Below are 24,655 nucleotides of genomic sequence, written 5' to 3'. Positions count from 1 at the left end.
ATAAAAACCTTTTTAGTTAAATAAATTAGACCTCTAAAAAACTGCAAATTCTCTTTTAATGTTTCTTTGAATTTGCTTTCATCATGAGTAGGTTGTTCAGGTAGATTTGTTGCAACATTCATAGTCATTCAAGTTTATGATAGATTTAAAGCAATCTATTATTAATTTGGTTATTTTGGGGAGTACTAATATCGTAAACTTCAGCAATAATAACGATTAAAAACATATTAAATCGACAAAATACATATTTTTTTAACATATGTACTGTATTTCGTCTGTTTTTAAAAAAACAAATGCCTTAAATATTCATTTCGGGTATAGTACCCTCTATTATGAGATGGCCTTCGGTAGCTTGTTTAATAGCCTCAACCGAAACACCTGGAGCACGCTCTAATAACTTAAACCCTTGCTCTACTACCTCAATAACAGCCATATTAGTGACAATCTTCTTTACACAGCCAACACCAGTAAGCGGTAATGTACATTTTTTTAACAATTTAGATTCGCCACGTTTATTGGTATGCATCATGGCCACAATAATGTTTTCGGCACTCGCCACTAAATCCATAGCGCCTCCCATACCTTTCACCATTTTACCTGGAATTTTCCAATTCGCAATATCACCAGTTTCAGCGACTTCCATTGCGCCTAAAATAGTGAGATCTACGTGCTTACCTCTAATCATTGAAAAACTCATGGCAGAATCAAAAAAACTAGCTCCAGGTAATGTGGTAATAGTTTGCTTCCCTGCGTTAATCACATCAGCATCTTCTTCGCCTTCATACGGGAACGGCCCCATACCTAACACCCCATTTTCACTTTGAAACTCTACCTCTATATCATCTCGTACATAATTTGCTACTAGTGTAGGAATGCCTATTCCAAGATTTACATAGAACCCATCTTGAACTTCTTTTGCAATACGTTTTGCTATACCATTTTTATCTAACATAATTAATCGCGTTGTCTTAAAGTTAATTGTTCAATACGTTTCTCATAAACAGCCCCTTTAAAAATGCGTTGTACAAAAATACCTGGAATGTGTATTTGGTTAGGATCTAGTGTTCCTAGAGGTACCATTTGTTCCACCTCAGCTACCGTAATTTTAGCCGCACCGCACATATTGGGATTAAAATTTCTAGCTGTTCCTTTAAAAATTAAATTACCAGCCTCATCCCCTTTCCAAGCCTTAACAAATGCAAAGTCTGCCTTAAAAGCGTGCTCTAAAACATACATTTTTCCATCAAACTCACGGGTTTCTTTCCCTTCAGCCACTTCAGTACCGTATCCAGCAGGTGTATAAATAGCCGGCATACCTGCCTGTGCCGCCCTACAGCGTTCTGCTAAAGTCCCTTGAGGAATTAATTCTACATCTAACTCGCCCGATAGCATTTGTCTTTCAAACTCATCGTTTTCCCCAACATAAGAGGATATCATTTTTTTGATTTGTTTTTTCTGAAGTAATAGCCCTAAACCAAAATCATCAACCCCAGCATTATTGGAAATACAAGTGAGTTGGTTTATGCCCAATGTAACTAAATGCGCTATTGCATTTTCAGGAATACCACTAAGACCAAAGCCCCCTAGCATAAAAGTCATACCATTGGTTACACCTTTTAAAGCCTCCTGAACATTATTTACTTTTTTGTTAATCATTATTTTTCATTTTATTCCATATAAATTTAAGAATAATTGAATAATACCCTAAAAATAATGCGAATAAAAAAACCACTCCAAAAGGAATGGTTTTTTTATGTTATAATGTAAAACGCTATTAAAATTCAAGTTCTTCTGGTAGCTTTTCTTCTGTTTGAACTTGCGAAGCATCTTCTTCAACCACAGAACAATCTACATTTATAGTAAGCTCCTCTGGTGCTTCAAAATCGGCTTTTGAAATATTCAATGCTTCATCGGCATAACAACTTTTCATATAAATACCCCAAATGGGTAAGGCCATAGACGCTCCTTGCCCATATGTTATGGTTTTAAAGTGGGCGGCTCTATCTTCAGCACCAACCCAAACGCCAGTTACCAAATTAGGAACCATACCCATAAACCAACCATCACTTTGATTCTGCGTGGTTCCTGTTTTTCCAGCAATAGGATTAGTAAATTCATACGGATACCCGGTAACAACTTCTCTATAATCTGCCCGGTATTTATCGCGTCCGCTTCCTCTTAATCGTGCTCCTGAACCTGATTGGGTAACCCCTTCCATAAGTTTTACGGTGACATAAGCAGCCTCCTCACTCAATACATCTTTACTTTCTGGTTTAAACTGATACAAAATAGTACCGTTCTTATCTTCAATACTGGTTACCATAACCGGTTTGGTATACACCCCTTTATTTGCAAAAGTTGAGTAAGCTCCTACCATTTCATAAACACTAATCTCTGGAACACCTAGAGCAATTGCAGGAACAGGTAATACTTCTGATGTTACCCCTATCTTCTTTACTAAGTCGGCAACCGTTTGCGGTCCCACTTTATCAATGAGTCGCGCTGTGATTGTATTCACCGAATTGGCCAGGGCATTTTTTAAAGTTCGGGTGCCTCCATAATCATCTTCACCGCCAGAGTTTTTGGGGCACCATTCCTCAGGATTACCATACTTATTAGCTTCTATACAATAAGGTGTGTCAGGAAATTCATCACAGGGCGAATAGTGCAACTGATCAATCGCCGAGGCATAAACAAAAGGCTTAAATGTTGATCCTACTTGACGTTTCCCTTGTTTTACCATATCATATTGAAAATGCCTGTAATTCATACCTCCTACCCAGGCTTTCACGTGACCTGTTTGTGGATTCATAGACATCATGCCCGTTCTTAAGAAAGATTTATAATAACGCATAGAATCCATAGGCTTCATGATGGTGTCAACTTCTGATGGCTTTCCATCTTCCCATACAAAAACCGTCATTGGTATTGGTTTTTGGAAAGATTCCTCAATTTCTTTATTTGACTTTTTTAAATCGTATTTCATATGACGCCAACGTTCAGACTGACGCATGCCGCGACGCATCAAAGCATCAATTTCACTCTGATCCAACTCTAAAAATGGTGCTGTAGGATTGCGTTTTGGTGTGTTTTGATTAAAAAATTCTGCCTGAAGCCTTGGCATATGTTGTTGTACAGCATCTTCTGCATGCTTTTGCATACGCGAATCAATAGTGGTATAAATCTTTAAACCATCATTATATAGATTCCATTTAGAACCATCTGGTTTAGGATTATCCTTTATCCAGTCTTTCATAAAACCATCTAAATACCCTCTGAAATAGGTCGCAATTCCCTCGCGATGTGACTCTGGTGAGTAATCTAAATCTAATTCTGTTTGCTGCAATGAATCTTTCAATTTTTCATCAATATAATCGTATTTATACATTTGAGCTAGCACAACATTTCTTCTGTTTTTTACACCTACAGGATTTCTTCTAGGATTGTATAAGGACGAGTTTTTAAACATCCCTACCAACATAGCAGATTCTTTTAATTCTAATTCTTTTGGTTCTTTATTAAAGTAAATTCTTGAAGCACTTCTAATACCATCAGCATTATTACCAAAGTCATAAATATTAAAATACTGCGCCATGATTTCTTCCTTAGTATATTGACGCTCTAAACGAATGGCAATAACCCACTCTTTTAATTTTTGAAGAACACGCTCTATGATATTTTTTGAGCCTTCACCATGAAATAACTGTTTTGCCAACTGCTGGGAAATAGTACTAGCCCCCCCGCCACGACCAAGTTTTACAGCTGCTCTTAATGTTCCCCTAGCATCAACACCCGAGTGTTCATAAAAACGAGCATCTTCTGTAGCCACTAAAGCATTTACTAAATGTTGAGGCAGTTCATCATAACTAACAGGCGTTCTATTATCATTAAAATAAAACTTACCCAGAGTTTGCCCGTCAGAAGAAATAATCTCTGTGGCTAAATTAGTTTTAGGATTCTCTAACACCGTGTGATCTGGCATCTCTCCAAAAATACCCCAAGAAGCCATAAGAAATAACAGTAAAAGAGTGACCAACCCTCCTGCAAAGCATATCCAAAACCATCGGATATATTTTAAAAAGTCTTGTTCTGATTTTGTTTCCTTTTTTGCCTTTGCCATGTAATTTTTTAATTATTGCTAGTGATATGTTCTACTCTAAAGCCAACATCAGTAACGCCTTCTAGTTCTTTAACGCCATTAACTTTACCATGTTCTCTCATAGCATGCTGAATATTTACGGTATATTCACCAGATTCCGCAAAAACTACGCCTTCTTTATACCAAAGTTTATTTTCTTTTACATCAGTATAACCCGTACCTAAAAGTTTGCCACTAGGCTCTGCCATTCTGTATTCTAAGGTATCTTTAATGGTTTTACCATGCGGAAAAACCATTTCAACAATCAAGAATAGATTATTGTATTTGTAAGCATTGGTGTTTCTTAAGTTCACAAATAAATTATAAGCATTTGTAGAATCTGGCGGGGTTAATTTAAAACTAACAACTGAATCTTTATGCCATTTGTTTGGAACTGCCTTATAAGCATCAAAAACACGATTAGAGTCGCAAGACACGACCAAAGAAGAAACAGCTAATAACAAGAATAGTAACGTCTTATTTTGAAGCATCTTTATTGTTTTGAGGTTTAGGTTTTCTTCTTTTGTTTTTAGCTCTTTTATTCTGATTAGGTTTAGGCTTGTTATCATCAGGTTTGGTAACGGCGGCTTTACTTTGTGAGTTTTTGTTTTGGTTACCCCCCTGATTATTATCGCGCCTTCTATTATTTCTACGTTTTTTATTACGTTTTGGACTATCAAAGCGTGTTAAACTATCTTGTCCAACCACATTTTCAAATGTTGCCTTATCATCTTCTATAAGATCTGAAGCGTATTCCTCAAGGCTGGTAATTTTTTTGTTGCTTTTATTTAATTCGATAATTTCGTTAGCCTGCTCTGTAGTAATTTTGTGCCAATTCATCCATTCGCCTTCATAAGCATACCACATATGTCCTTTAAAAATATCTGTTTTTTGACATACAGCAATTCCTTTTTCGGTGTGTAACTTAGTATCAGACTTTGGAAAACTCTTTAAAGCATCAAGATAGGTATCCAACTCATAGTTTAAACAGCATTTTAACTTGCCGCATTGTCCGGCTAATTTTTGAGGATTTAGAGATAATTGCTGATAACGTGCGGCAGATGTACTTACAGAACGAAAATCTGTTAACCATGTAGAACAACAAAGCTCTCTACCACAAGACCCAATACCTCCAAGTCTTGCTGCCTCTTGGCGGAAGCCAACTTGACGCATTTCAATACGCGTTCTAAATTCACGTGCAAACACCTTAATTAATTCTCTAAAATCTACACGCTCTTCGGCCGTATAATAAAACGTAGCCTTACTGGCATCACCCTGAAACTCAATATCTGATATCTTCATTTGAAGCTTCAAATCTATAGCAAACTGGCGCGCCTTCACTTTCATAGGCTCTTCTTTATCACGAGCGGCTTGCCAAATATCAATATCCTTTTGGCTGGCTTTCCTATAAATTTTTAAAGCTTCCTTAAAATTGTCTGATATCTTTTTGCGTTTCATTTGAATACGCACCAACTCCCCTGTAAGAGTAACCATGCCAATATCATGCCCCGCCTTTGCTTGTGTGGCCACAATATCACCAATACTAAGCGTGAGATTTTCTGCGTTATAATAATACTCTTTGCGTCCGTTTTTATAACGTACTTCAACCCAATTATAAGGTGCTTCACCATTGGGAAGAGACATATTAGCTAACCAGTCAAAAACAGTTAGTTTATTACAACTATCTGTTCCACAAGTACCATTATTTTTGCAGCCTTTTGGAGTGCCATCTTTAGTTGAGCAACTTGCACAAGCCATATTTTATATATTGAATCCGCTAATAATTTAGATTATGCGAATGAAGGTTCTTAAAACTATTTAATTTGTAAATATATGATTATTCTCAGGACTTAAAAAGTTAAGTTTTGAATTATGATTTTGTTTCAAAACATCCCTTTTATTAAATGTTTAAACTTGTTTCACCGAAATAATCTTTACAGGACATGCTTTTGCAGCATTATCACAAGCATCAAAAATCAATTCATCATTTGATCTTAACGTGAAAAAACCTTTCTTGTTATTGGCGTGCAGCAACACGGTTTTTCCATCTTTTTTTGACATTTGAAACTGATTGGGAGCCAATTCTACGCAATAATTGCAACCAATACATTTATTACGTTGTAAAGTTACAACCACCATTAAGCTTCTACTTTATTTTCAACAATCTTGTACAGTTTGTCTGATTGACGAATTCTAAAAGGTAATTTCATAGTTACCATATCGCCCTTAATACCTTGATCATTTTTTTCATCATTCACAAAAAGCTCTGTTACTTCCATCTCTTGAGCGCCTGTGGTAGGCCCTGTCACCAAAATGGTATCTCCTATATTAATATTATAAGCTTCTATTTTAAACTCACCCACTTGAGCTTTTGGAAAAAAGTGTGTGCCTTTGCCTATATAAACTTTCTTTTGTGTGGCATGAGACCCTGAACCTTTACTCCATTCGCCAAGCTTTTGCCCCAAATAATAACCGCTCCAAAATCCACGATTATAAACAGTTTCTAAGGTTTTCATCCACGAAATAACGTCATCTTTACTGTAAGTTCCGTTTTCTATATTATCAATAGCTTCTCTATAACATCTTATAACTTTTGCTACATATTCTGGTGCTCGACCTCGACCTTCAATTTTTAATACTTTGATTCCAGCATCAACAACCTCATCCAAAAAATCAATAGTACACAAATCTTTTGGAGACATAATGTACTCGTTATCAAGTTCCATCTCAAACCCAGTTTCTTGATCAATAACCGTATACTTTTTTCTGCAATTTTGTTTACAAGCCCCTCTATTAGCCGATGAATTTTGAGAATGTAAACTCATATAACATTTTCCAGAAACCGCCATACATAGGGCGCCATGACCAAAAATTTCTATTTCTACTAATTTTCCTGAAGGTCCTTTAATTTGTTCTTTTTCTATTTGCTCCGTTATCTTTTTTACCTGACGCAGGCTTAATTCACGACTAAGCACCATAGTATCGGCAAACATGGCATAAAACTTAACGGTTTCAATATTGGTTATATTGATTTGTGTAGAAATATGCACCTCCATACCAGCTTCACGCGCAGCCATAATCACAGCCTGATCCATAGCTATTACAGCCGTGATATCAGCTTCCTTAGCTTTGTTAATCAAAGTTTTTATAATGGACAAATCGTGATCGTATATAATAGTATTTAAGGTTAAATACGTTCTTACATTTTTAGCTTTGCAGCGTTTTGAAATATCCTCCAAATCATCTAAGGTGAAGTTGATGGATGCTCTGGCACGCATATTTAATTGTTCTACACCAAAGTATATGGAGTCGGCACCATTATCTAAAGCGGCTTGCAGCGATTCAAAATTTCCTGCTGGAGCCATTAATTCTATTTTTTGCATAGCTGTAACGTTACGATCTATCAACCTTTAAGGTTTCAAAAATATTTCTTAAATCTTTCTTGTAAGGCAAATGATTGGCGCGTCCTTTTTTGAAAATATCATTACTATTTCCCTGGCCTTTTCTTAAGGCCTTTTGTTCTTCATAAGGCAGCGCATGAATTTCTTTACAGGTAGTTGAACAACAATTATTCATTTCTTCCTTGCAGGCATCACATTGAATAAACAATAAATGACAGGCATCATTAGCACAATTGGTATGTACATCAAACGGTGCACCACATTGATGACATTGTGCAATAACATCATCTGTGATTTTTTCAGCGCGACGCTCATCAAATACAAAGTTTTTCCCAATAAACTTGTTTTCCAACGTTTTTTCGTTCACTTGTCTGGTGTATTCAATAATACCACCATCCAACTGAAATACATTTTTAAAGCCCTTGTGTTTAAAATAGGCACTGGCCTTTTCACAACGAATACCACCTGTACAGTACATCACAAGGTTTTTGTCTTCTTTGTGTGTTTTTAAATCTGCTTCAATAATATCTAAAGATTCTCTAAACGTATCAACATCTGGAGTAATCGCATTTTTAAAATGCCCTATTTCACTTTCATAATGATTACGCATATCAACCAAAACGGTTTTTTCATCTTCAATTAATGTGTTGAAAGTCTCAGCGTTTACATGAACACCTTTATTGGTCACATCAAACGTGTCATCATTCAAACCATCAGCCACAATTTTGTGTCGCACCTTAACTTTTAGTTTTAGGAACGACATATTATCTTGCTCTACGGCAATATTTAGTCGAATACCTTTTAAAAAATCGATGGTATCTAGGTGTGCTTTAAAGGCATTAAACCGATCAGCGGGAAGTGACAATTGCCCATTAATCCCCTCATGAGCAACATATATTCTGCCTAAAACATCTAATGTGTTCCAAACAACAAAAAGGTGGTCTCTAAATTCCTGAGGGTTTTCAATTTTGGCATATTGATAGAAAGATAGTGTTAACCGATCCTTTCCTGCTTTCTCGATTAACGCTGCTCTTTCTTTTGCACTTAATGTATTGTACAGTTGCATGCTATACTAAATTTTTAAGTTAAAAGATTTTATAAGGCTGCAAAAATACAATTTTAAAGACGCCTTACAATTTATTCCATAAAAAAAGCACTCAAACCAACGCTTAAGTGCTTTAATATGAGTTAGTCAACCTAGTTTTAAAATTAAAACGCCGTTATCATTTGGATGCACTACATCAAAATAGGTTGCGTATTTTTTTCTAATTTATTTAAAAAATTTAGCATCATGAGACATTTCGTTATGTTGAAAACTATTATTGTGTCATGATAAAAGATGTAGTATTTTAGCGAGCATAATCTCAATAAAACATTTGATAAATGAGCAGTGAAAAAGACGCTAAATTAAAGGCACTTAAACTTACTTTAGACAAACTAGATAAGGCCTACGGAAAAGGAACAGTAATGAAAATGAGTGATGCCGCAATACAAGATGTAGATGCCATTCCTTCTGGTTCATTGGGGTTAGATATTGCTTTAGGCGTTGGTGGGTATCCGCGTGGTAGAATTATTGAAATTTATGGTCCAGAATCGTCAGGTAAAACAACACTGACTTTACATGCTATTGCTGAAGCTCAAAAAACAGGGGGTATCGCTGCTTTTATTGATGCTGAGCATGCCTTTGATAGATTTTATGCCGAAAAACTAGGTATTGACATCGATAATTTAATTATATCTCAGCCAGATAATGGTGAACAAGCCCTAGAAATTGCCGATAACCTTATCCGTTCTGGAGCTATTGATATAGTGGTTATTGACTCTGTTGCTGCATTAACTCCTAAAAGTGAAATTGAAGGTGAAATGGGCGACTCTAAAATGGGACTACATGCACGGTTGATGTCGCAAGCATTACGAAAACTTACGGCGTCAATTAGCAAAACCAACTGTACTGTAATTTTTATCAATCAATTAAGAGAAAAAATTGGGGTTATGTTTGGAAACCCAGAGACTACCACTGGTGGTAACGCTTTGAAATTCTATGCTTCGGTAAGACTAGACATAAGACGTTCCACACAAATAAAAGAATCTGATGGTAACGTATCAGGAAACAAAACCAGAGTAAAAGTGGTAAAAAACAAAGTAGCACCACCATTTAAAACAGCTGAATTTGATATTATGTATGGTGAAGGCGTTTCAAAAGTTGGCGAAATTCTAGATTTAGCTGTAGAATATGAAATCGTTAAAAAAAGTGGCTCTTGGTTTAGTTATGACGAAACTAAATTAGGCCAAGGACGAGATGCTGTAAAAGCCTTAATAAAAGATAATCCAGAACTCATGGATGAACTGGAAGAAAAAGTCAGGCTGGCTGTTTCACAAGAATAAACCATAAAAATCTCGCAAAAGCGAGATTTTTTTTTACCTCTACGCAACCTTTCCTTTTCATAAACATCTACAACATATAAACATGTATTAAAACCCTGAATTTATTAATTATGAAAAGATTAGTTTTTATTTGCCTAACACTTGTATTATTTTTGTCGTGTAGCACAGACAATAACGATCATCCAAATTTTAGGCTTGAAGTTTTACCCGTTGAATCTGTTGTTGAAATTCCTGATGAGTTTGAATTGGGAGAAACTTACCCCATAACCATCTCTTACTTTAAACCATCAACGTGCCACAGTTTTTCTGAATTTTATTATGCAAAAGACAATAATGAACGAACTGTAGCGCCGATAGACATTGTTTTTGATAAAGATAATTGTGAAGCACTAGAAGATGAACTGGTAGAACAAACGTTTAATTTTACCGTTACTAGTAACGGGTCATACATCTTTAAGTTTTGGCAAGGTGAAGATGAAGAAGGCGAAGATCAATTTATTATAATTGAAGTACCAGTAGTTACTAGTCCTAGCGCCTAGTAAAAAAGATTTATTAATTAATACATGTTCCACTTGAGTTTAAAGCAACTCATAGAAAATTGTAAAATTAATGATACAAAAGCACAAGGTGAACTTTATAAGCTATATGCTAACAAACTATTCGCTTTGTGCTTAAAGTATTCAAGAAATCGTGTTGAAGCTGAAGATAATTTGCAAGACGCATTTCTGGTCATTTTAAAAAAAATTGAACAATATACATTTAAAGGTTCTTTTGAGGGCTGGATAAAACGTATCACGATTAACACTGTATTACAACGGTATAGAAGTGAAAAAGTTTTTGACCTTATTAGTGAGAACCAAATAGAAGATGATGAAGTAGAGATTGATGATGAATCCTTATCACTTGATTACCTTCTAAAAATTATACAAGAATTACCTGATAGATACCGATTGGTGTTTAACCTATATGTTCTAGATGGTTATTCGCATAAAGACATAGCAGATATGCTTAACATTACTATTGGCACCTCAAAATCAAATTTAGCCAGAGCTAGACAGATTTTGAAACAGCATATCAACCAGGAAAACAATAGCGAACAATCGCAATCATTATAAATGAGCGAAAAAAAACATATAGACAGAATATTTCAGGAACGTTTCAAAGACTTTGAAGCCACACCTAATGATGCTGTTTGGAACAATATTGAGGCCCAATTAAACGAAAAGAAGAAAAAACGTCGTATTATTCCTATTTGGTGGCGTTATGCTGGTATTGCAGCCTTACTTGCTCTTTTATTTACCGTTGGAACTTTAATATTTAATGATACAGATACTGAACAGGAATTTCAAATTGTTGATACTGAAAACAACCCATCAACCTCTACACATATAAATGCGATTAGTGATGAGTTGTCTAAGCCAACTAGTACAGATTCTGTTGAAACACCAGTTACGCACCCTACTTCGGTAGCTTCAAACAACTCTAGTGTTTCCAGTACCAAATCAAATTCAAGTATTATACGACAGAATATTCAAAAAAATACGCTTCAGAATGCAAAAAACCCATCAGATTCTGAAGATGTAGGACATAAAACCTCTATAAAAACAAGTGTTCAGTTAAAAAATCAAACTGCTTTTACTAAAAACCAGGTAAATCAAGCACCTTCTAAAGCATCTGCTATTTTAATCAATAAAGATGAAGTAAAAGCATTTATTCAAGAGGCATCAAAAAATAATAGTGTGGCATCATCTGAATCTGAAACATTGAATAATTCTATAAATAAAAAAGACGAAAGAGAAAAAAATCATACGAACACCTTAACCATTGAAGAAGCTATTGAAAACAATAAAGTCTTAACTGAAAAAGAAAAACAACCAAATAACAGGTGGAGTGTTGCCCCAAACGCTGCGCCTGTTTACTTTAGCACGTTAGGTGATGGCTCCTCTATTGATGAGCAGTTTAATAGAAACCCTAAATCAGGTGATATTAATATGAGCTATGGTATTTCAACAAGTTATGCCATTAATGACAAAATTAAAATTCGATCTGGTATTAACAAAGTTAACCTAGGCTATAATACTAATAATGTTATTGTATATCAGTCTAGCCGATCCTCTAGCAGTGCGCTTCAAAATGTAAATACGGTTGATAAAAATAACGAAAGTGTGTCTTTTGCAAGCAAAGAAACTTTAAACATTGTTTCACCCGAAACCTTTTCCACCTCAAATACTACTATTAACCAAAACCTAGGCTACATTGAAATTCCATTAGAAATTCAGTATGCTATATCAAATAGTAGACTAGGTATTAATGTTATTGGTGGTTTCAGTTCATTCTTTTTGAGTGATAATGAAATTCATCGTGAAAACCAAAATGGGCAGCGTGATTATTTAGGGGAAGCTAATAATATTAACAGCACAAGTTATAGTGCCAATTTAGGTTTCGGACTTAACTATAAATTCACCAAAAAGGTTGATTTAAACTTAGAACCCATGTTTAAATATCAGTTTAACACCTTTAAAAATACGTCGGGTAATTTTACGCCATTTTTCATTGGTATTTATACCGGCTTTGCTATAAAGTTTTAGATTTTCGGTTAAATCTGAGTTTTGATTGTTGTTTATATAACAATCAAAACAAAAAAACTGCTCATCCCCAGAGCAGTTTTTATTTTTTATGAAAGGCTCTAAGCTGTTTTAAAATAATATCACGTGCTTGTTCACGTAAACGGGTTGTGGCATCAATTTTTAATCCCGAAGTAGGAATAAACCGATGCATTTTTACACGCATTTTGCCTGGACCTCCACTATAAAACGTAAAAGAAAATCGCTTTTTACTATCGGCAAAAGTTAAGGGAACAATGGGTATTTGATGATTAATAGCCAACCTAAACGCACCATCCTTAAATTCATCTAATTCAATATGCTCATCAGGTACGCCGCCTTCAGGAAAAATACATATACTCAATCCCGACTGTAATCGGCGTTGCGCTCTTAAAAAAACCGCTTGCCTACTCCTGGCAGAACTTCTATCTACCAAAATACAGGTACGTTTATAAAAAAAGCCAAACAAGGGGATTTTTGCCAACTCGGCCTTACCAACAAAAACAAAAGGATTTTTTACACTAGCCAACATTAGCATAATATCAGCCATAGAGGTATGATTGGCAATAAACATATAGCTCTTCCCTTGTTCTGGTATTTGTTCCCTTTGAATACGATAAGTAAACCCCATGCCTATTAAAATAAACTTAGCCCAAAATCGAGCTAACTTAAAAAAGAAAGGATACCAAGATTCTCTTGAAATGGAAATAAGAAGTATAGGAAAAAGGGCTAAAATTGGCACAGCCACCAAAACATAAAACCAAATACGGTATAAAATCCAGAATATATACTTTACTATGCTCATCGGGGTCAAAAATACTATTATAACGTGAGTTTCTATGTTAAAAACCAAGTAAAAAGCCGTTATTTTGTTGTTTAATGGCATTGAAATCCTAGGAGGAGTTGCTACCTTTATTTAGACATAAAATCTAAGACTGTTTTTTAAAAAACATACATCTTAGAGACATGAAAAAAGCTACTACAGTGCTGAATTAAAGAAGCAAGTAGTTCGGTTAAGTTACCAGCGAGAGAATAAAAAGAATTAGCAAACGAGTTGGGTTTATAGGCCCAAAGGATTTATAAATGACGAAAGGTCGTCAATACAATAACATGCCCTAAACTAGAAAAACCAATACCTGATAACACATTAGAGGTTAAAAGACTGCGCAAAGCTCTTAGAGAAAAGGGACAAGAATTTTATCAATTTAAAAATGTAGTATAGGTCTTATAAAAATGTCCAACTTTTTATTACAAGTCCATAGAGTATACGCTAAATAATCAAAAACATACTTTTCCACACTCACTAGAGATGATTTATCGATAAAAATTCATTTCATCAATATATTCCCAAACAGATTTAGGTAACATAGGCTGTACATTCTTGCCACTCTTTATAGCCTTTCTTATAAATGTGGAAGACAATTGCATCACTGGAGCATCAATGGTATGAATTTTTTCATGACCATCAAACTGTGTTTCTATCGATATATCTGTTATTCTTGGGTACACGTAAACATGATGGTTTTCAAGAATCACCTCATAATTTTTCCATTTATGAAAACTTTTCAAATTATCTTCACCCATGATCAATGAAAATTCATGGTTTGGATACTTTTCATGGAGATGTATTAAGGTATTTACTGTGTAGTTGGGTTGTGATAAATGAAACTCAATATCACTTGGTTTGAACTTTACATAATCTTTAGTAGCCCGATACACCATTTCTAGCCGCTGGTAATTATCAAGCAAGGTACTTTTCTTTTTAAACGGATTATGAGGTGTTACTACAAACCAAATCTGATCTAAATCACTATATTCTACAATATGGTTAGCAATAACTAAATGTCCAATATGAATGGGGTTAAACGACCCAAAATACAGCCCAATTTTCATCTGGTATTAGGAATTTATAAATTCACTAACCTGCTTATGCGCCTCTTCAAGTGCATGCTCTAGTGTATCATTTATAATAATAGTATCAAACAAGGGTGCTGTAGCTAATTCTGCCGAAGCTTTTGCTACGCGCATATTGATTTTATCCTCACTCTCTGTTTTGCGCTTTTTTAACCTAATTTTCAATTCATCAACACTGGGTGGTTTCACAAAAACAGCCAAGGTTTCTTTAGGAAATTTACGCTTAATTCTTAACCCACCAGACACATCAATATCAAAAATAACGTTTTTTCCTTTAGCCCAAATACGCTCTACTTCTGTTTTTAAAGTCCCATAAAAATTATCACGGTATACTTCTTCCCATTCTAAAAACGCATTGGCCTTAATTTTATTTTTAAACTCTGATGCCGATAAGTAATAGTAATCTTTGCCGTGTTCTTCAGTTCCTCTTTTTGCCCTTGATGTTGCCGAAATGGAAAACTCAAGATTTAAATCTTTAATACCTAACAAGTGTCTTACTATGGTTGTTTTTCCAGATCCTGATGGTGCTGAAAATACAATAAGTTTTCCCTTCTTTATGTTGTCTTGTTCCACTAAGTTTCTTTTTAATTAAAGTACGTTTAACAACTGCTCCTTGATTTTCTCTAGTTCATCTTTCATCTGAACAACCAACTGTTGCATAGGAGCATAATTGCTCTTTGAGCCAATGGTATTAATTTCTCTTCCCATTTCTTGACTTATAAAACCCAATTTTTTTCCATTTGAATCTTCAGAATTTATAGACTCCATAAAGTAATTCAAATGATTTTTTAAACGTACTTTTTCTTCTGTAATGTCAAATTTTTCAATGTAATAAACCAATTCTTGCTCAAATCGGTTTTCATCATACTTTTCTTTAAGCTCTTCAACCCCTCTTAATAAACGCTCTCTTACTCCTTCAATGCGTTCAGGATCCATAGCAATAACTTGCTCTAGAATATTACCAATGATAGCCACTCGTGTTTTTAAATCTTCTTCCAATACGGTTCCCTCATTCAATCTATGAGAAATTAAGTCATCTACTGCATTGTTAATTTCTTCACCTACGGCTTTCCATTCATCTTCATTAATCTCTTCTCGAACCGTACTTACCGCATCAGGAAATCTAACAGCCATTTTAAGTAATTCTACATCATCACCATTAATAATGGCTCTCAACTGTTCCATATATTGCTTTACAACGGGCGTATTAATCTGTGTTGACGTATCTTCTGCAGTAGCCTCAACATAAATGGAAAAATCTACTTTTCCCCTTACCAACTTATCGGCGAGAATTTTACGTATTGATAGTTCTTTTTCTCTATAAATAGAAGGCATTCTTGCATTTAAATCTAAATTTTTACTATTTAAAGATTTGAGTTCAATAGTTATCTTTTTAGTGGGCAATTGTAGAACAGATTTTCCATAACCTGTCATTGAATATATCATAAGATGCGTGTATTAAATGATGCAAAGGTAACTAAAACCATAAGGATAGAAAACAGATATGCTTCAGGAAAAGGGTATGGCTGTTAAAAACGATATCCAAGCACTGCTGTTAATGAAGTTCTATCTCCAAAACCAGACTGTACAGCTAAATCCCAATGATGGGTTAAGGGGACATAAACACCTAGAATTAAATTGTAGCGCACTGGCTCAAAATCTACTTCATAATCTAATCTATTATCTCCAGGCAACCCTATATAGCCATCTGTTACCGTATTGTAATACTGCCCTTGGGCTCCAATCATTAAATTGGTTCCAAAAGAGGTCATATAGCCAACCATTGGCATGAAAACATGTGCTACTTTTGTGGTATTAACTTCTAATATAGATGAAAAAACCACTTGATAATTTAATGATATATTTATCTTTTCTGTGCCCCCAGCCAACGTGACACCTGCTCCATAAGTGACCGAGCTAAGATCTGACTTTATGGGTAAATAATCTGGAATTTGATCAGCTGGAATACCAACAATATAACCTAACCTAACAAGAGTTTCTTTTAATTCATCACTTAAAAACAAAGAACCGTCAATGGTATTTACACCGTGACCCACTAGCCCCATAATATTTAAAAAAGGAAGTAACCACACATCACCTTTAACCATAGTAATATGAGTGGTTTGGTCTACTGTTGATTTTTGAAGATTAAACAACTCTTTTATTGAAACAAGATCTGGGCTATTAAACCCTATACTTAAATCTGTAAATTGTAAGGTTTGTGATTGATTATGATTAAAAACACTAATACCAATAGGGCGAGGTAAATGGTATCCAAGCTTTCTGGCACTTTTCCCCATTAAGGGCAGTGCTCCACCAAGACTACCTATTAAAGTTTCTGTATTTGAATTATGAGCTAATAAATCTGATTGAGTAGTCTCTAATGTCAGTTTTTTTCCGTCTAGATTTCGATATTCTACCAAATGTGCGTTAAAAGTAACTAGGTATTCTTTTCTCTTTTTTATCTCATTATATTGTTGCTCATATTTTGAAACCACATAACCTCCTGTGGGGTCTTTTTCATAATACACCTCCTGCTTAAACTTATTAGGTAATACTTTTCCCTTCCTTATCTTTATTTTGTTCGTATTCTTTAGTTCAACTTTAACCAGAGTTTTATTGAAAATGTAGATCAATCCCTCTAAATATTTCCCGTAAGCGAGTTCTGGCTCCAACTTTTTAGGATCATATTTATAAGCTAATATTACAGTATCTGCATTCACCTCTCTAATTTTAAGTGAAGCCTCATCATATAAGTTAGATTTTGACTTCCTACTAAATGAATGCATGGTTTCCATAAATTTAAGCAACTCCTTACTCTGAACATACCCAAGAGAGTCTGGATCATATAATAGCTGAATATCAATACCTTCCTTAAAGCTTGGATCATAAATAAGTTGAAATTTTGCTTGCTCTGTTTTAAAGTTATGCGTTCTTGTTACTGTAATGTTTTGCTTAAAATACCCTTCTTGAAGCGTACTACTCAAAGCCGCATCTAGTGCTTTTGGAGAAATGCCGTATTTTATTAAATAATTACTGTTTGTTGGTGATTCTGTGTTTTGAGCGTAAAAATGTATTGCAAATAATAATACAAAAAATAATATTCCTGTTCTTTTCACACCTTGATTTATGTTAATCTTCATAGGTAATAAGATTAGAGTTTTCCTTTCTTCTCAATTTTTAACATACTAAAAAATTCATCTTCCACTTTCTTAACAATTACATTTAATTTTGATCGATAGATACCGATGAAAAATAGGTAAAGAGCATCTGTAATATATTCAACCTGCAAATCCTTCAAAATCATTCCTCCAAAAACAAATCTTAAAAGGATTAATACAATAAAAAGTACTACTGTAAAAATGGTTCTATTAAACTGAAACAACCCTGTATTTTGATTAGTCTGAACCTTTAAAAACAAACTATACACTTTACCTACAATTATACCTGCTATATAAAAACTTATATAATAGAATGGAAATTTGTAAACAAAAGCATCGTAAATTACTATAGCTGAAAAACAGAATATAAGCCCTCTAAGCACACTATGCGTTCTTTGAATTCCTTTTTCTGTTTTTGTTTTTAAAATTTGTTTTTTACTAGACATATACTTTTATCTTACTTTAAATATACCTAAAAACAATTTAGTAATACAAAAAAAGAAGAGCATAAAAAACACTTTCCTTTTTTATATTAATCCGTCTTACTGAGCATTTATTCCATAGCATGCTTTCTAACTGCTACTTTTTTTTTATTATGCACACATATAAAACTATGCCCAATTAACCTCACTATATGCTCTATTATCCCTGTGTAAAGTTTACATAGATTTAACAGTTAATTTAGCACACATATTAGTCAATATCAGTGTTTTGCACCTTTTAAACCCAACCTATATTTGTACCGTTGAACGTTAATATTTTTAAATTATGAAAAACGTAATCTCAAACACAAAAAAAGGAATCTTAATGGTAACTATGTGCGCTACCGTTTTTGGATTCGCTAGTGATCTTAAACTGTTAATTAAAGAAGATTCTAAAAAAACAGCTTTAGTACTAGAACATGTAAAACAAGGTAATAAAATTTCAATCATTGACAACAGCGGTGTTGTTCTATATAAAGAACAGGTTCAAACTAATGGTCTTTATAAAAAAGGATTTGATCTTACATCTTTACCAGATGGTGATTATGTCTTTGAGGTTGATAAAGATTTAGAAATTAGCACGATTCCTTTTCATGTAACAGCTAACACTGTTACCTTTAATAAGGAAGATGAAACTACCATCTTTAAACCTTATGTGCGTCATGAAAATGACCTTGTGTTTCTAACCAAACTTTCTTTAAACCATGAAACGGTTGATATTGCAATCTATGGTGAATATGAAAATGGTTATGAACTAGTACATAATGAAAAAGTGAAGGATGCTAAAATTCTTGAAAAAGTATTCCAACTTAAGGGTGATACCAATTACAAAATTGTGGTTAACACCAATGATAAAACATTTACAAAATTCATTAATAATTAGTTTAATGTCTTATTTAGTTTAGTTTAGTTAGTAAAAGTGGGCTGTGGTGGCCCACTTTTTTTGGTTATTGTTGTTACATTACGTTACTTCAGTTCAATTTTCTGCGTTTTTTTATTATAATCTTTACCACGTATAGCTTCAAAATTTGTAATCATAGCTTGTAACTTGTCTTTATTAGTTTCTGCTAAATTATTTTGCTGCCCAATGTCTTCTTTTAAGTTATATAATTGATACTCTTTAGAGTTACCTACTTCAATATTTACTTGCTTTAAAATAGGATTCCCGTCATATGGAGGAATCATAACCCAGTCACCCTCTTTATAGGCTGTTCTTGATCCAGCTTCAACCACCAAATTATCTCTACCATGCCCTTCATTCCCTAAGAATACATCCAATAATGCTTCACTGTCTTTTGTGCTGGCATCACTACCTACTAATTGCGCCAAAGATGACAACAAATCCATTTGACAAACTAACTCATTAGATACTTTAGGTTGAATTTTTCCTTTCCAATATGTGAAGAAAGGCACACGAGTACCTGCTTCAAATAAGCTATACTTTCCTCCTCTAAAGGCTCCAGCTGGTGTATGATTTCCTAATTTTTCAACGGCATCATCGTAATACCCATCATTCAATACAGGACCGTTATCACTAGAAAATATGATTAAGGTATTATCTAAAACACCCTCTACTTCAAGTGTTTTTATAAACTCACCTATGCACCAATCGGCTTCAACTACAGCATCTCCTCTTGGTCCCATGCCTGAAGCGCCTACAAATCTCGGGTGAGGTGTTCTAGGCACATGTGGTTGTTGCATAGCATAATATAAGAAAAACGGCTCGTTTTTATGTTTTTTCACATAGTCTTGTGCGCCTTTTAAAAAGTGGTCAGCCATATCTTCATCTTTCCATTTTGCGGCTTCACCACCTTTCATGTACCCAATACGTGGAATGCCATTAACTATGGTATTATTATGCCCATGATGCCATTTCATTTTTAATAATTCAGGATTATCTTTACCCGTCGGTTGTCCTTCAAAATTATTTTTATAATCTACTTCAATTGGATCATTAGGATCTAACCCAACAACATCACCATTTTCAATATAAACGGTAGGCACCCTATCTTGAGTAGCTGCCATTATATACGAATAATCAAACCCAACCTCATTTGGACCTGGACTTACATGTTTATTCCAGTCTACATGACCAGATCCTAAACCAAGATGCCATTTACCAACTATTCCTGTATAATAACCCTTTTCTTTAAGCATTTTTGGGATGGTAATTTGTTCTGTACCAATAATTAGAGGTGCCGTTCCAGGTAAAATTTTTGCATCTTTTTCGCGCCAAGGATAAATCCCAGTTAACAAAGCGTACCTACTAGGCGTGCATGTTGCCGAAGACGCGTATCCATTGGTAAAACGTACACCTCCATTTGCTAACTTATCTAAATTTGGCGTTTTAATTTCGGTTGCGCCGTTAAAACCAACATCGCCATAACCAAGATCATCAGTATAGATAATAACGATATTCGGTTGTTTTGTTTCTTCTACCGCTGTTACCTGATCTTCTTTGGCTTTCTCTTTGCAGCTAAAACTCGCAAATACAAACAGTACAAATAAGAATGTTTGATTTAGTCTAATCATGTTCAATTTATTTAGTTTAATATACTTTTTAAGTTACCCTCAAAAATATGAACTTAAAAGCACTTGCTCTATGCTTTACTTCATTTTTAAAGTAACATATTATCATAAAACAATGGGATATGGTTAAAACATACCAACCAAATACACCAAAATGCGCGTTCAAAAAACAGCGTCAATTGTTTATCAATGTGAAATTAAATGGCAAAGCCATCTTTTCAACATCCTATCTTACTAAAAAACAATGCCTTTTAACTTGCATAATTACAAAAAACATTTATTTTTGTTTTTTGTATACAAAATTCATTATAGAATTCAATGATAGAATATCATAATCTTAATGAACCTATCTACCTCAAAGTAAAGGAGATGATCATTAATGGGGAGCTTAAGCCTGGTGAAAAAATCATTCAGGAGAAAATAGCGGAACAACTTGGTGTGAGTCGTACGCCACTTATGAAAGCCCTTTTAGCACTCGAAAATGAGTTTTTAGTGGAAAGCATTCCACGTCGTGGCATGTATGTAAAATCCTTTGGTGAAAAGGAAATATTTGACATCTACATTTGTAGGGAAGCGCTTGAAGGTATGGCAGCCAGATTATTGGCACAATCCAATAACAAGCAAAAAAAAGAGCAATTAAAACAATGTTTTGTTCCCTTTATAGGACAACCAAACATTAATATTAATGACTATGCCAAAGCCGATGAACAATTTCATTCATTGCTTATAAAACTTACCGATAACGCACCTCTTGACAAAATTTATTTCTTCGGAAATATTCACGAACAGGTTATTAACAGAGGACTATTAAGACCTCCTGAAGAAACCCTTGATGAGCATATTAAAATCATTCAAGCCATTGAACACGGTAACGCTAATCAAGCCGAGAAATGTGCCAGAGAACATATTGAAAAATCAAGAATATTATTATTAAATCATTAAATACAAAAAAGTGAAAAATTACAACATCGCAGTAGTACCAGGTGATGGTATAGGAAACGAAATAGTGCCTGAAGGTTACAGAGTTTTAGAGGCCGTAGCGAAAAAACATGATTTTACCATTACATCAGAAACGTTTGAGTGGGGAGCAGGTTATTATTTAAAAAACGGACAGTTTTTACCAAATGATGGTCTTGAAACTCTAAAAGGTTTTGATGCGGTTTATTTTGGTTCTGTAGGATTACCTGCCGTTGATGACACACTTCCTGCAAAAGACTACACCTTTAAAGTAAGAACCTCTTTTAACCAATATGTAAATTACAGACCTGTAAGAACATATCCTGGAGTTACCAGACCTTTGCGTACCGAAAAGCATATCGATTTTGTAATTGTTAGAGAAAATACCGAAGGAGAATTTGTTCAAATGGGCGGGCAATACCTTCCCGATGAGCCTAACGGCATGGGAACAGACACCAGTGTGTTTACTAGAAAAGGGATTGAACGTGTAGCACATTATGCTTTTCAGTTAGCTAGAAAAAGGAGAAAAAAAGTAACACACATCACCAAATCTAACACCCTTATAAATAGTTTAGCTTATTGGGATAGAGTGATTAAGGAAGTGGCCGAACAATACCCGGATATAGAACATGAACAAATGTACATTGATAATTCAACTGCTATGTTTGTTTTAAAACCCGAAATATTTGATGTGGTATTGACTACCAATCTATTTGGCGATATTTTGAGTGATTTGGGGGGTGCCATAATGGGAAGCTTAGGTCTTGGTGGTAGTGGAAACATTAATCCTGAAAAAGAATACCCATCTATGTTTGAGCCTATTCATGGGTCGGCTCCTGATATTGCTGGAAATAACATTGCTAATCCTTACGGTCAAATTTGGTCTGCTGCTATTATGTTAGAGCACTTAGGTGAAACAGAAGCGGCCCAAAATATTATGGATGCTATTGACAAAAGCACTACCCAAGGCGTTTTAACGGTTGATCTTGGCGGTTCTGCAAAAACATCAGATGTGGCTGATGCCGTGATTAAAAATTTATAACCTACCATGAGCCGAATTATTGATCTTACCATGACTTACACCAATAGTTTTGCTGGTTTCTCAAAAGAAACCAGTAAAACTATTACTAAAGACGGATGGAATGCCAGCACATTAAGCTTTTATTCGCATTGTGGTACACACATGGATGCTCCTATTCACTTTAATGTAAACAATCAAACTATTGATGAAATTGAGGTTTCTAATTTTGTTGGAAAAGCCTGGGTTATTGATGTGCGTCATGTAGGTTCAAAAGGGTTAATTTTTCCACATCATATTCCAGATACGGTTCAAAAGGATTTTAGATTTGGAGATAGTTTACTGTTTCAAACAGGATGGTCTCAATATGTAAATACACCCAAGTATAGAGATGAACTCCCCAGAATTTCAGAAGCATTAGCGCATTGGTGTATTGATCAACAAGTAAAAATGATTGGTGTAGAACCACCTTCTGTAGCCGATGTAAATAATCTTGAAGAGGTTACAAAAATTCATCAGATTTTATTAAGCGGTGTGGTCATTATTGAAGGACTTACCAACCTAGACCGTTTACAATCAAATTGTGTGGAGTTGATTGCTCTTCCTTTAAAAATTGGTGGTGGTGACGGATCACCTGCACGCGTTATAGCTATTGAAACAAATTAATGGAACTATTACTTTCAAACATACTAAAACAACTTCCTAAAGAAGATACTTCAAATTACAGACTTGAAAACTATAAGATATTCACATCATTAAATAAAACCTGCATTGTTATTGATGATGACCCCACAGGAAATCAAACTGTTTACAACATTCCCTTACTAACCACATGGGATGTTAACACGCTATCCTCTGAATTTAAAAAAGGTACACCCACCTTCTTTTTGCTAACCAATTCTAGAAGTCTTACAGAAAAACAATCTACCACCCTTTATACCCAAATTGCCAACAATATAATAGAAGCCTCCAAAGTTACGAATCGTGATTTTACCCTAATAAGTAGGAGTGATTCTACACTACGCGGGCATTTTTCTGAAGTAAACGTTCTAAAAAATACCCTTTTATTACAGGATGCCATCACCGTTGTAATTCCTGTTATGTTTGAAGGTGGACGGGTTACAGTCAATGACACCCATTACATAAAACATGAGAATACATTAACACCTGTAAATGAAACACCTTTTTCACAAGACCATACCTTTGGCTATAAGCATGCCGTATTACCACAATGGATTGAAGAAAAAACGCAAGGTGATGTAAAAGCTACTGATGTTTATACCGTATCACTAGAAAGCATTAGAACACAAAATATGCAAGCACTAGTGGAAGAAATTAAAAACATTCATTCAGCTAGTTACACTATTATAAACGCCTTAAACTACCACGATTTAGATAAAGTAACACAGGCTCTTTTACTTGCCGAACAGCAAGGAAAGTCAATTATTTATAGAACCTCAAGTTCTTTTGTTCCCTCATACATAGGTTTAAAGCCTCAAGGCCTTTTAAACACAGAAGCTATTATTGACAAAGAAAATACTCATGGTGGCATTACCATAGTGGGATCTTATGTCCCTAAATCGTCGTTACAGCTTAACAATGCTTTAAAACACTTTTCTGAAGAAACCATTATTGAAGTTGATGTGAATAAGGTTTTAGGAGCATCAGCAACCAATTACCTCAACAACCTATCTGCAACCATTGACAAACTGATTTCAAACGGTAAAGACATCATTGTTTTTACAAGTAGAAAACTCATCACTGGAAGTGATGCCAATACCACTATAAACATAGCTGGTAAAGTATCAAATGCATTGGTAACCTTAGTAAAAAACCTGCAAACCAGACCAAAATACCTGCTAGCTAAAGGAGGCATTACCTCAAATGATCTCGCTATAAAGGGACTTGGCATGAAACAGTCAACAGTACTAGGACAAATTGAACCAGGAATTCCTGTATGGGAAATGGGTGCAGAAACTAAATTTCCTAACCTGCTATACATTGTATTTCCTGGTAACGTTGGAAACGAAAACACCTTACTGAACATAACTAAAAAACTAAACTAAC

General features: G+C 34.7%; 24 protein-coding genes. 9 read left to right on the top strand and 15 right to left on the bottom strand.

All coding sequences use genetic code 11. The features are described 5' to 3' along the window. Positions 1 to 298: 298 nt before the first annotated feature. The 8 genes from FGF67_RS01550 to trhO all read right to left on the bottom strand — a co-directional run bounded on the left by FGF67_RS01550 (position 299) and on the right by trhO (position 8,605). Complete coding sequence (locus FGF67_RS01550) at positions 299 to 952, bottom strand: CoA transferase subunit B (protein WP_139694691.1); 654 nt, start codon at positions 950 to 952, stop codon at positions 299 to 301. Between the two features lie 2 nt (positions 953 to 954). After that, a complete protein-coding gene (locus FGF67_RS01545) occupies positions 955 to 1,656 on the bottom strand; it encodes a CoA transferase subunit A (RefSeq protein WP_139694690.1) in 702 nt (233 codons plus the stop codon). 118 nt (positions 1,657 to 1,774) lie between these two features. Next, on the bottom strand, positions 1,775 to 4,120 hold the full coding sequence (locus FGF67_RS01540) for a penicillin-binding protein 1A (protein ID WP_139694689.1): 2,346 nt from the start codon (positions 4,118 to 4,120) through the stop codon (positions 1,775 to 1,777). A gap of 8 nt (positions 4,121 to 4,128) precedes the next feature. After that, positions 4,129 to 4,629, bottom strand: a complete 501-nt coding sequence (locus tag FGF67_RS01535; RefSeq protein ID WP_139694688.1) for a gliding motility lipoprotein GldH — start codon at positions 4,627 to 4,629, stop codon at positions 4,129 to 4,131. After that, positions 4,616 to 5,896: a PSP1 domain-containing protein gene (locus tag FGF67_RS01530; RefSeq protein WP_139694687.1), complete on the bottom strand. Its 1,281-nt coding sequence runs from the start codon at positions 5,894 to 5,896 to the stop codon at positions 4,616 to 4,618. The genes FGF67_RS01535 and FGF67_RS01530 overlap by 14 nt, the downstream gene beginning before the upstream one ends. A gap of 150 nt (positions 5,897 to 6,046) precedes the next feature. Further along, on the bottom strand, positions 6,047 to 6,277 hold the full coding sequence (locus FGF67_RS01525; protein WP_139694686.1) for a ferredoxin: 231 nt from the start codon (positions 6,275 to 6,277) through the stop codon (positions 6,047 to 6,049). After that, positions 6,277 to 7,521 (bottom strand): peptidase U32 family protein, encoded by a 1,245-nt coding sequence (locus FGF67_RS01520; protein ID WP_139694685.1) that lies wholly within the window; start codon positions 7,519 to 7,521, stop codon positions 6,277 to 6,279. Before FGF67_RS01520 ends, FGF67_RS01525 begins: the two co-directional genes overlap by 1 nt. 10 nt (positions 7,522 to 7,531) lie before the next feature. Beyond that, entirely contained in the window at positions 7,532 to 8,605 is a 1,074-nt protein-coding gene (gene trhO / locus FGF67_RS01515; protein WP_139694684.1) for an oxygen-dependent tRNA uridine(34) hydroxylase TrhO, read from the bottom strand. A 317-nt stretch (positions 8,606 to 8,922) separates the two neighbouring features. Here trhO and recA point away from each other — a divergent pair, with 317 nt between their 5' ends. From recA to FGF67_RS01495, 4 genes are all read left to right on the top strand, one after another. Beyond that, positions 8,923 to 9,924 (top strand): recombinase RecA, encoded by a 1,002-nt coding sequence (gene recA, locus FGF67_RS01510; protein ID WP_139694683.1) that lies wholly within the window; start codon positions 8,923 to 8,925, stop codon positions 9,922 to 9,924. 110 nt (positions 9,925 to 10,034) lie between these two features. Further along, positions 10,035 to 10,463: a hypothetical protein gene (locus FGF67_RS01505; RefSeq protein ID WP_139694682.1), complete on the top strand. Its 429-nt coding sequence runs from the start codon at positions 10,035 to 10,037 to the stop codon at positions 10,461 to 10,463. 33 nt (positions 10,464 to 10,496) lie between these two features. Continuing rightward, complete coding sequence (locus tag FGF67_RS01500; protein WP_139694681.1) at positions 10,497 to 11,039, top strand: RNA polymerase sigma factor; 543 nt, start codon at positions 10,497 to 10,499, stop codon at positions 11,037 to 11,039. Continuing rightward, a complete protein-coding gene (locus FGF67_RS01495; RefSeq protein ID WP_139694680.1) occupies positions 11,040 to 12,512 on the top strand; it encodes a PorP/SprF family type IX secretion system membrane protein in 1,473 nt (490 codons plus the stop codon). Positions 12,513 to 12,591: 79 nt separating this feature from the next. Here the strand turns inward: FGF67_RS01495 and FGF67_RS01490 are convergent, their stop codons facing one another. The 6 genes from FGF67_RS01490 to FGF67_RS01465 all read right to left on the bottom strand — a co-directional run bounded on the left by FGF67_RS01490 (position 12,592) and on the right by FGF67_RS01465 (position 18,048). After that, positions 12,592 to 13,332, bottom strand: a complete 741-nt coding sequence (locus FGF67_RS01490; RefSeq protein WP_139694679.1) for a lysophospholipid acyltransferase family protein — start codon at positions 13,330 to 13,332, stop codon at positions 12,592 to 12,594. A 509-nt stretch (positions 13,333 to 13,841) separates the two neighbouring features. Further along, complete coding sequence (gene nadD, locus FGF67_RS01485; RefSeq protein WP_139694678.1) at positions 13,842 to 14,420, bottom strand: nicotinate (nicotinamide) nucleotide adenylyltransferase; 579 nt, start codon at positions 14,418 to 14,420, stop codon at positions 13,842 to 13,844. A gap of 6 nt (positions 14,421 to 14,426) precedes the next feature. Then, positions 14,427 to 14,999, bottom strand: a complete 573-nt coding sequence (gmk, locus tag FGF67_RS01480) for a guanylate kinase (protein WP_139694735.1) — start codon at positions 14,997 to 14,999, stop codon at positions 14,427 to 14,429. Positions 15,000 to 15,029: 30 nt separating this feature from the next. Next, the gene (locus FGF67_RS01475) at positions 15,030 to 15,887 is read right to left on the bottom strand and encodes a YicC/YloC family endoribonuclease (RefSeq protein ID WP_139694677.1); all 858 of its coding nucleotides are present in this window, start codon (positions 15,885 to 15,887) and stop codon (positions 15,030 to 15,032) included. An 83-nt stretch (positions 15,888 to 15,970) separates the two neighbouring features. Then, positions 15,971 to 17,584, bottom strand: coding sequence for a hypothetical protein (locus tag FGF67_RS01470; protein WP_139694676.1), 1,614 nt, complete (start codon positions 17,582 to 17,584; stop codon positions 15,971 to 15,973). An 11-nt stretch (positions 17,585 to 17,595) separates the two neighbouring features. After that, positions 17,596 to 18,048, bottom strand: a complete 453-nt coding sequence (locus FGF67_RS01465) for a hypothetical protein (RefSeq protein ID WP_139694675.1) — start codon at positions 18,046 to 18,048, stop codon at positions 17,596 to 17,598. A gap of 322 nt (positions 18,049 to 18,370) precedes the next feature. On the opposite strand from FGF67_RS01465, the gene FGF67_RS01460 reads away from it, so the two are divergent. Continuing rightward, entirely contained in the window at positions 18,371 to 18,967 is a 597-nt protein-coding gene (locus FGF67_RS01460) for a hypothetical protein (RefSeq protein ID WP_139694674.1), read from the top strand. Between the two features lie 83 nt (positions 18,968 to 19,050). Here FGF67_RS01460 and FGF67_RS01455 read toward each other — a convergent pair whose 3' ends face one another. Continuing rightward, on the bottom strand, positions 19,051 to 20,616 hold the full coding sequence (locus FGF67_RS01455; RefSeq protein WP_139694673.1) for a sulfatase family protein: 1,566 nt from the start codon (positions 20,614 to 20,616) through the stop codon (positions 19,051 to 19,053). Positions 20,617 to 20,931: 315 nt separating this feature from the next. Between FGF67_RS01455 and FGF67_RS01450 the strand changes: the two genes are divergently transcribed. The 4 genes from FGF67_RS01450 to FGF67_RS01435 are packed head-to-tail and all read left to right on the top strand — an operon-like array spanning position 20,932 to position 24,654. Beyond that, the gene (locus FGF67_RS01450) at positions 20,932 to 21,555 is read left to right on the top strand and encodes a GntR family transcriptional regulator (protein ID WP_139694672.1); all 624 of its coding nucleotides are present in this window, start codon (positions 20,932 to 20,934) and stop codon (positions 21,553 to 21,555) included. A gap of 10 nt (positions 21,556 to 21,565) precedes the next feature. Beyond that, positions 21,566 to 22,612, top strand: coding sequence for a tartrate dehydrogenase (locus FGF67_RS01445; protein WP_139694671.1), 1,047 nt, complete (start codon positions 21,566 to 21,568; stop codon positions 22,610 to 22,612). Positions 22,613 to 22,618: 6 nt separating this feature from the next. Further along, on the top strand, positions 22,619 to 23,254 hold the full coding sequence (locus tag FGF67_RS01440; RefSeq protein WP_139694670.1) for a cyclase family protein: 636 nt from the start codon (positions 22,619 to 22,621) through the stop codon (positions 23,252 to 23,254). Further along, positions 23,254 to 24,654, top strand: coding sequence for a four-carbon acid sugar kinase family protein (locus FGF67_RS01435; RefSeq protein WP_139694669.1), 1,401 nt, complete (start codon positions 23,254 to 23,256; stop codon positions 24,652 to 24,654). Before FGF67_RS01440 ends, FGF67_RS01435 begins: the two co-directional genes overlap by 1 nt. Position 24,655 lies beyond the last annotated feature (1 nt).

It is taken from the genome of Allotamlana fucoidanivorans (genome assembly GCF_006265225.1).
Classification (GTDB): domain Bacteria; phylum Bacteroidota; class Bacteroidia; order Flavobacteriales; family Flavobacteriaceae; genus Allotamlana; species Allotamlana fucoidanivorans.
The sequence above is the reverse complement of the archived record's forward strand: the minus strand, read 5'-3'. Positions and strand labels throughout refer to the sequence as shown.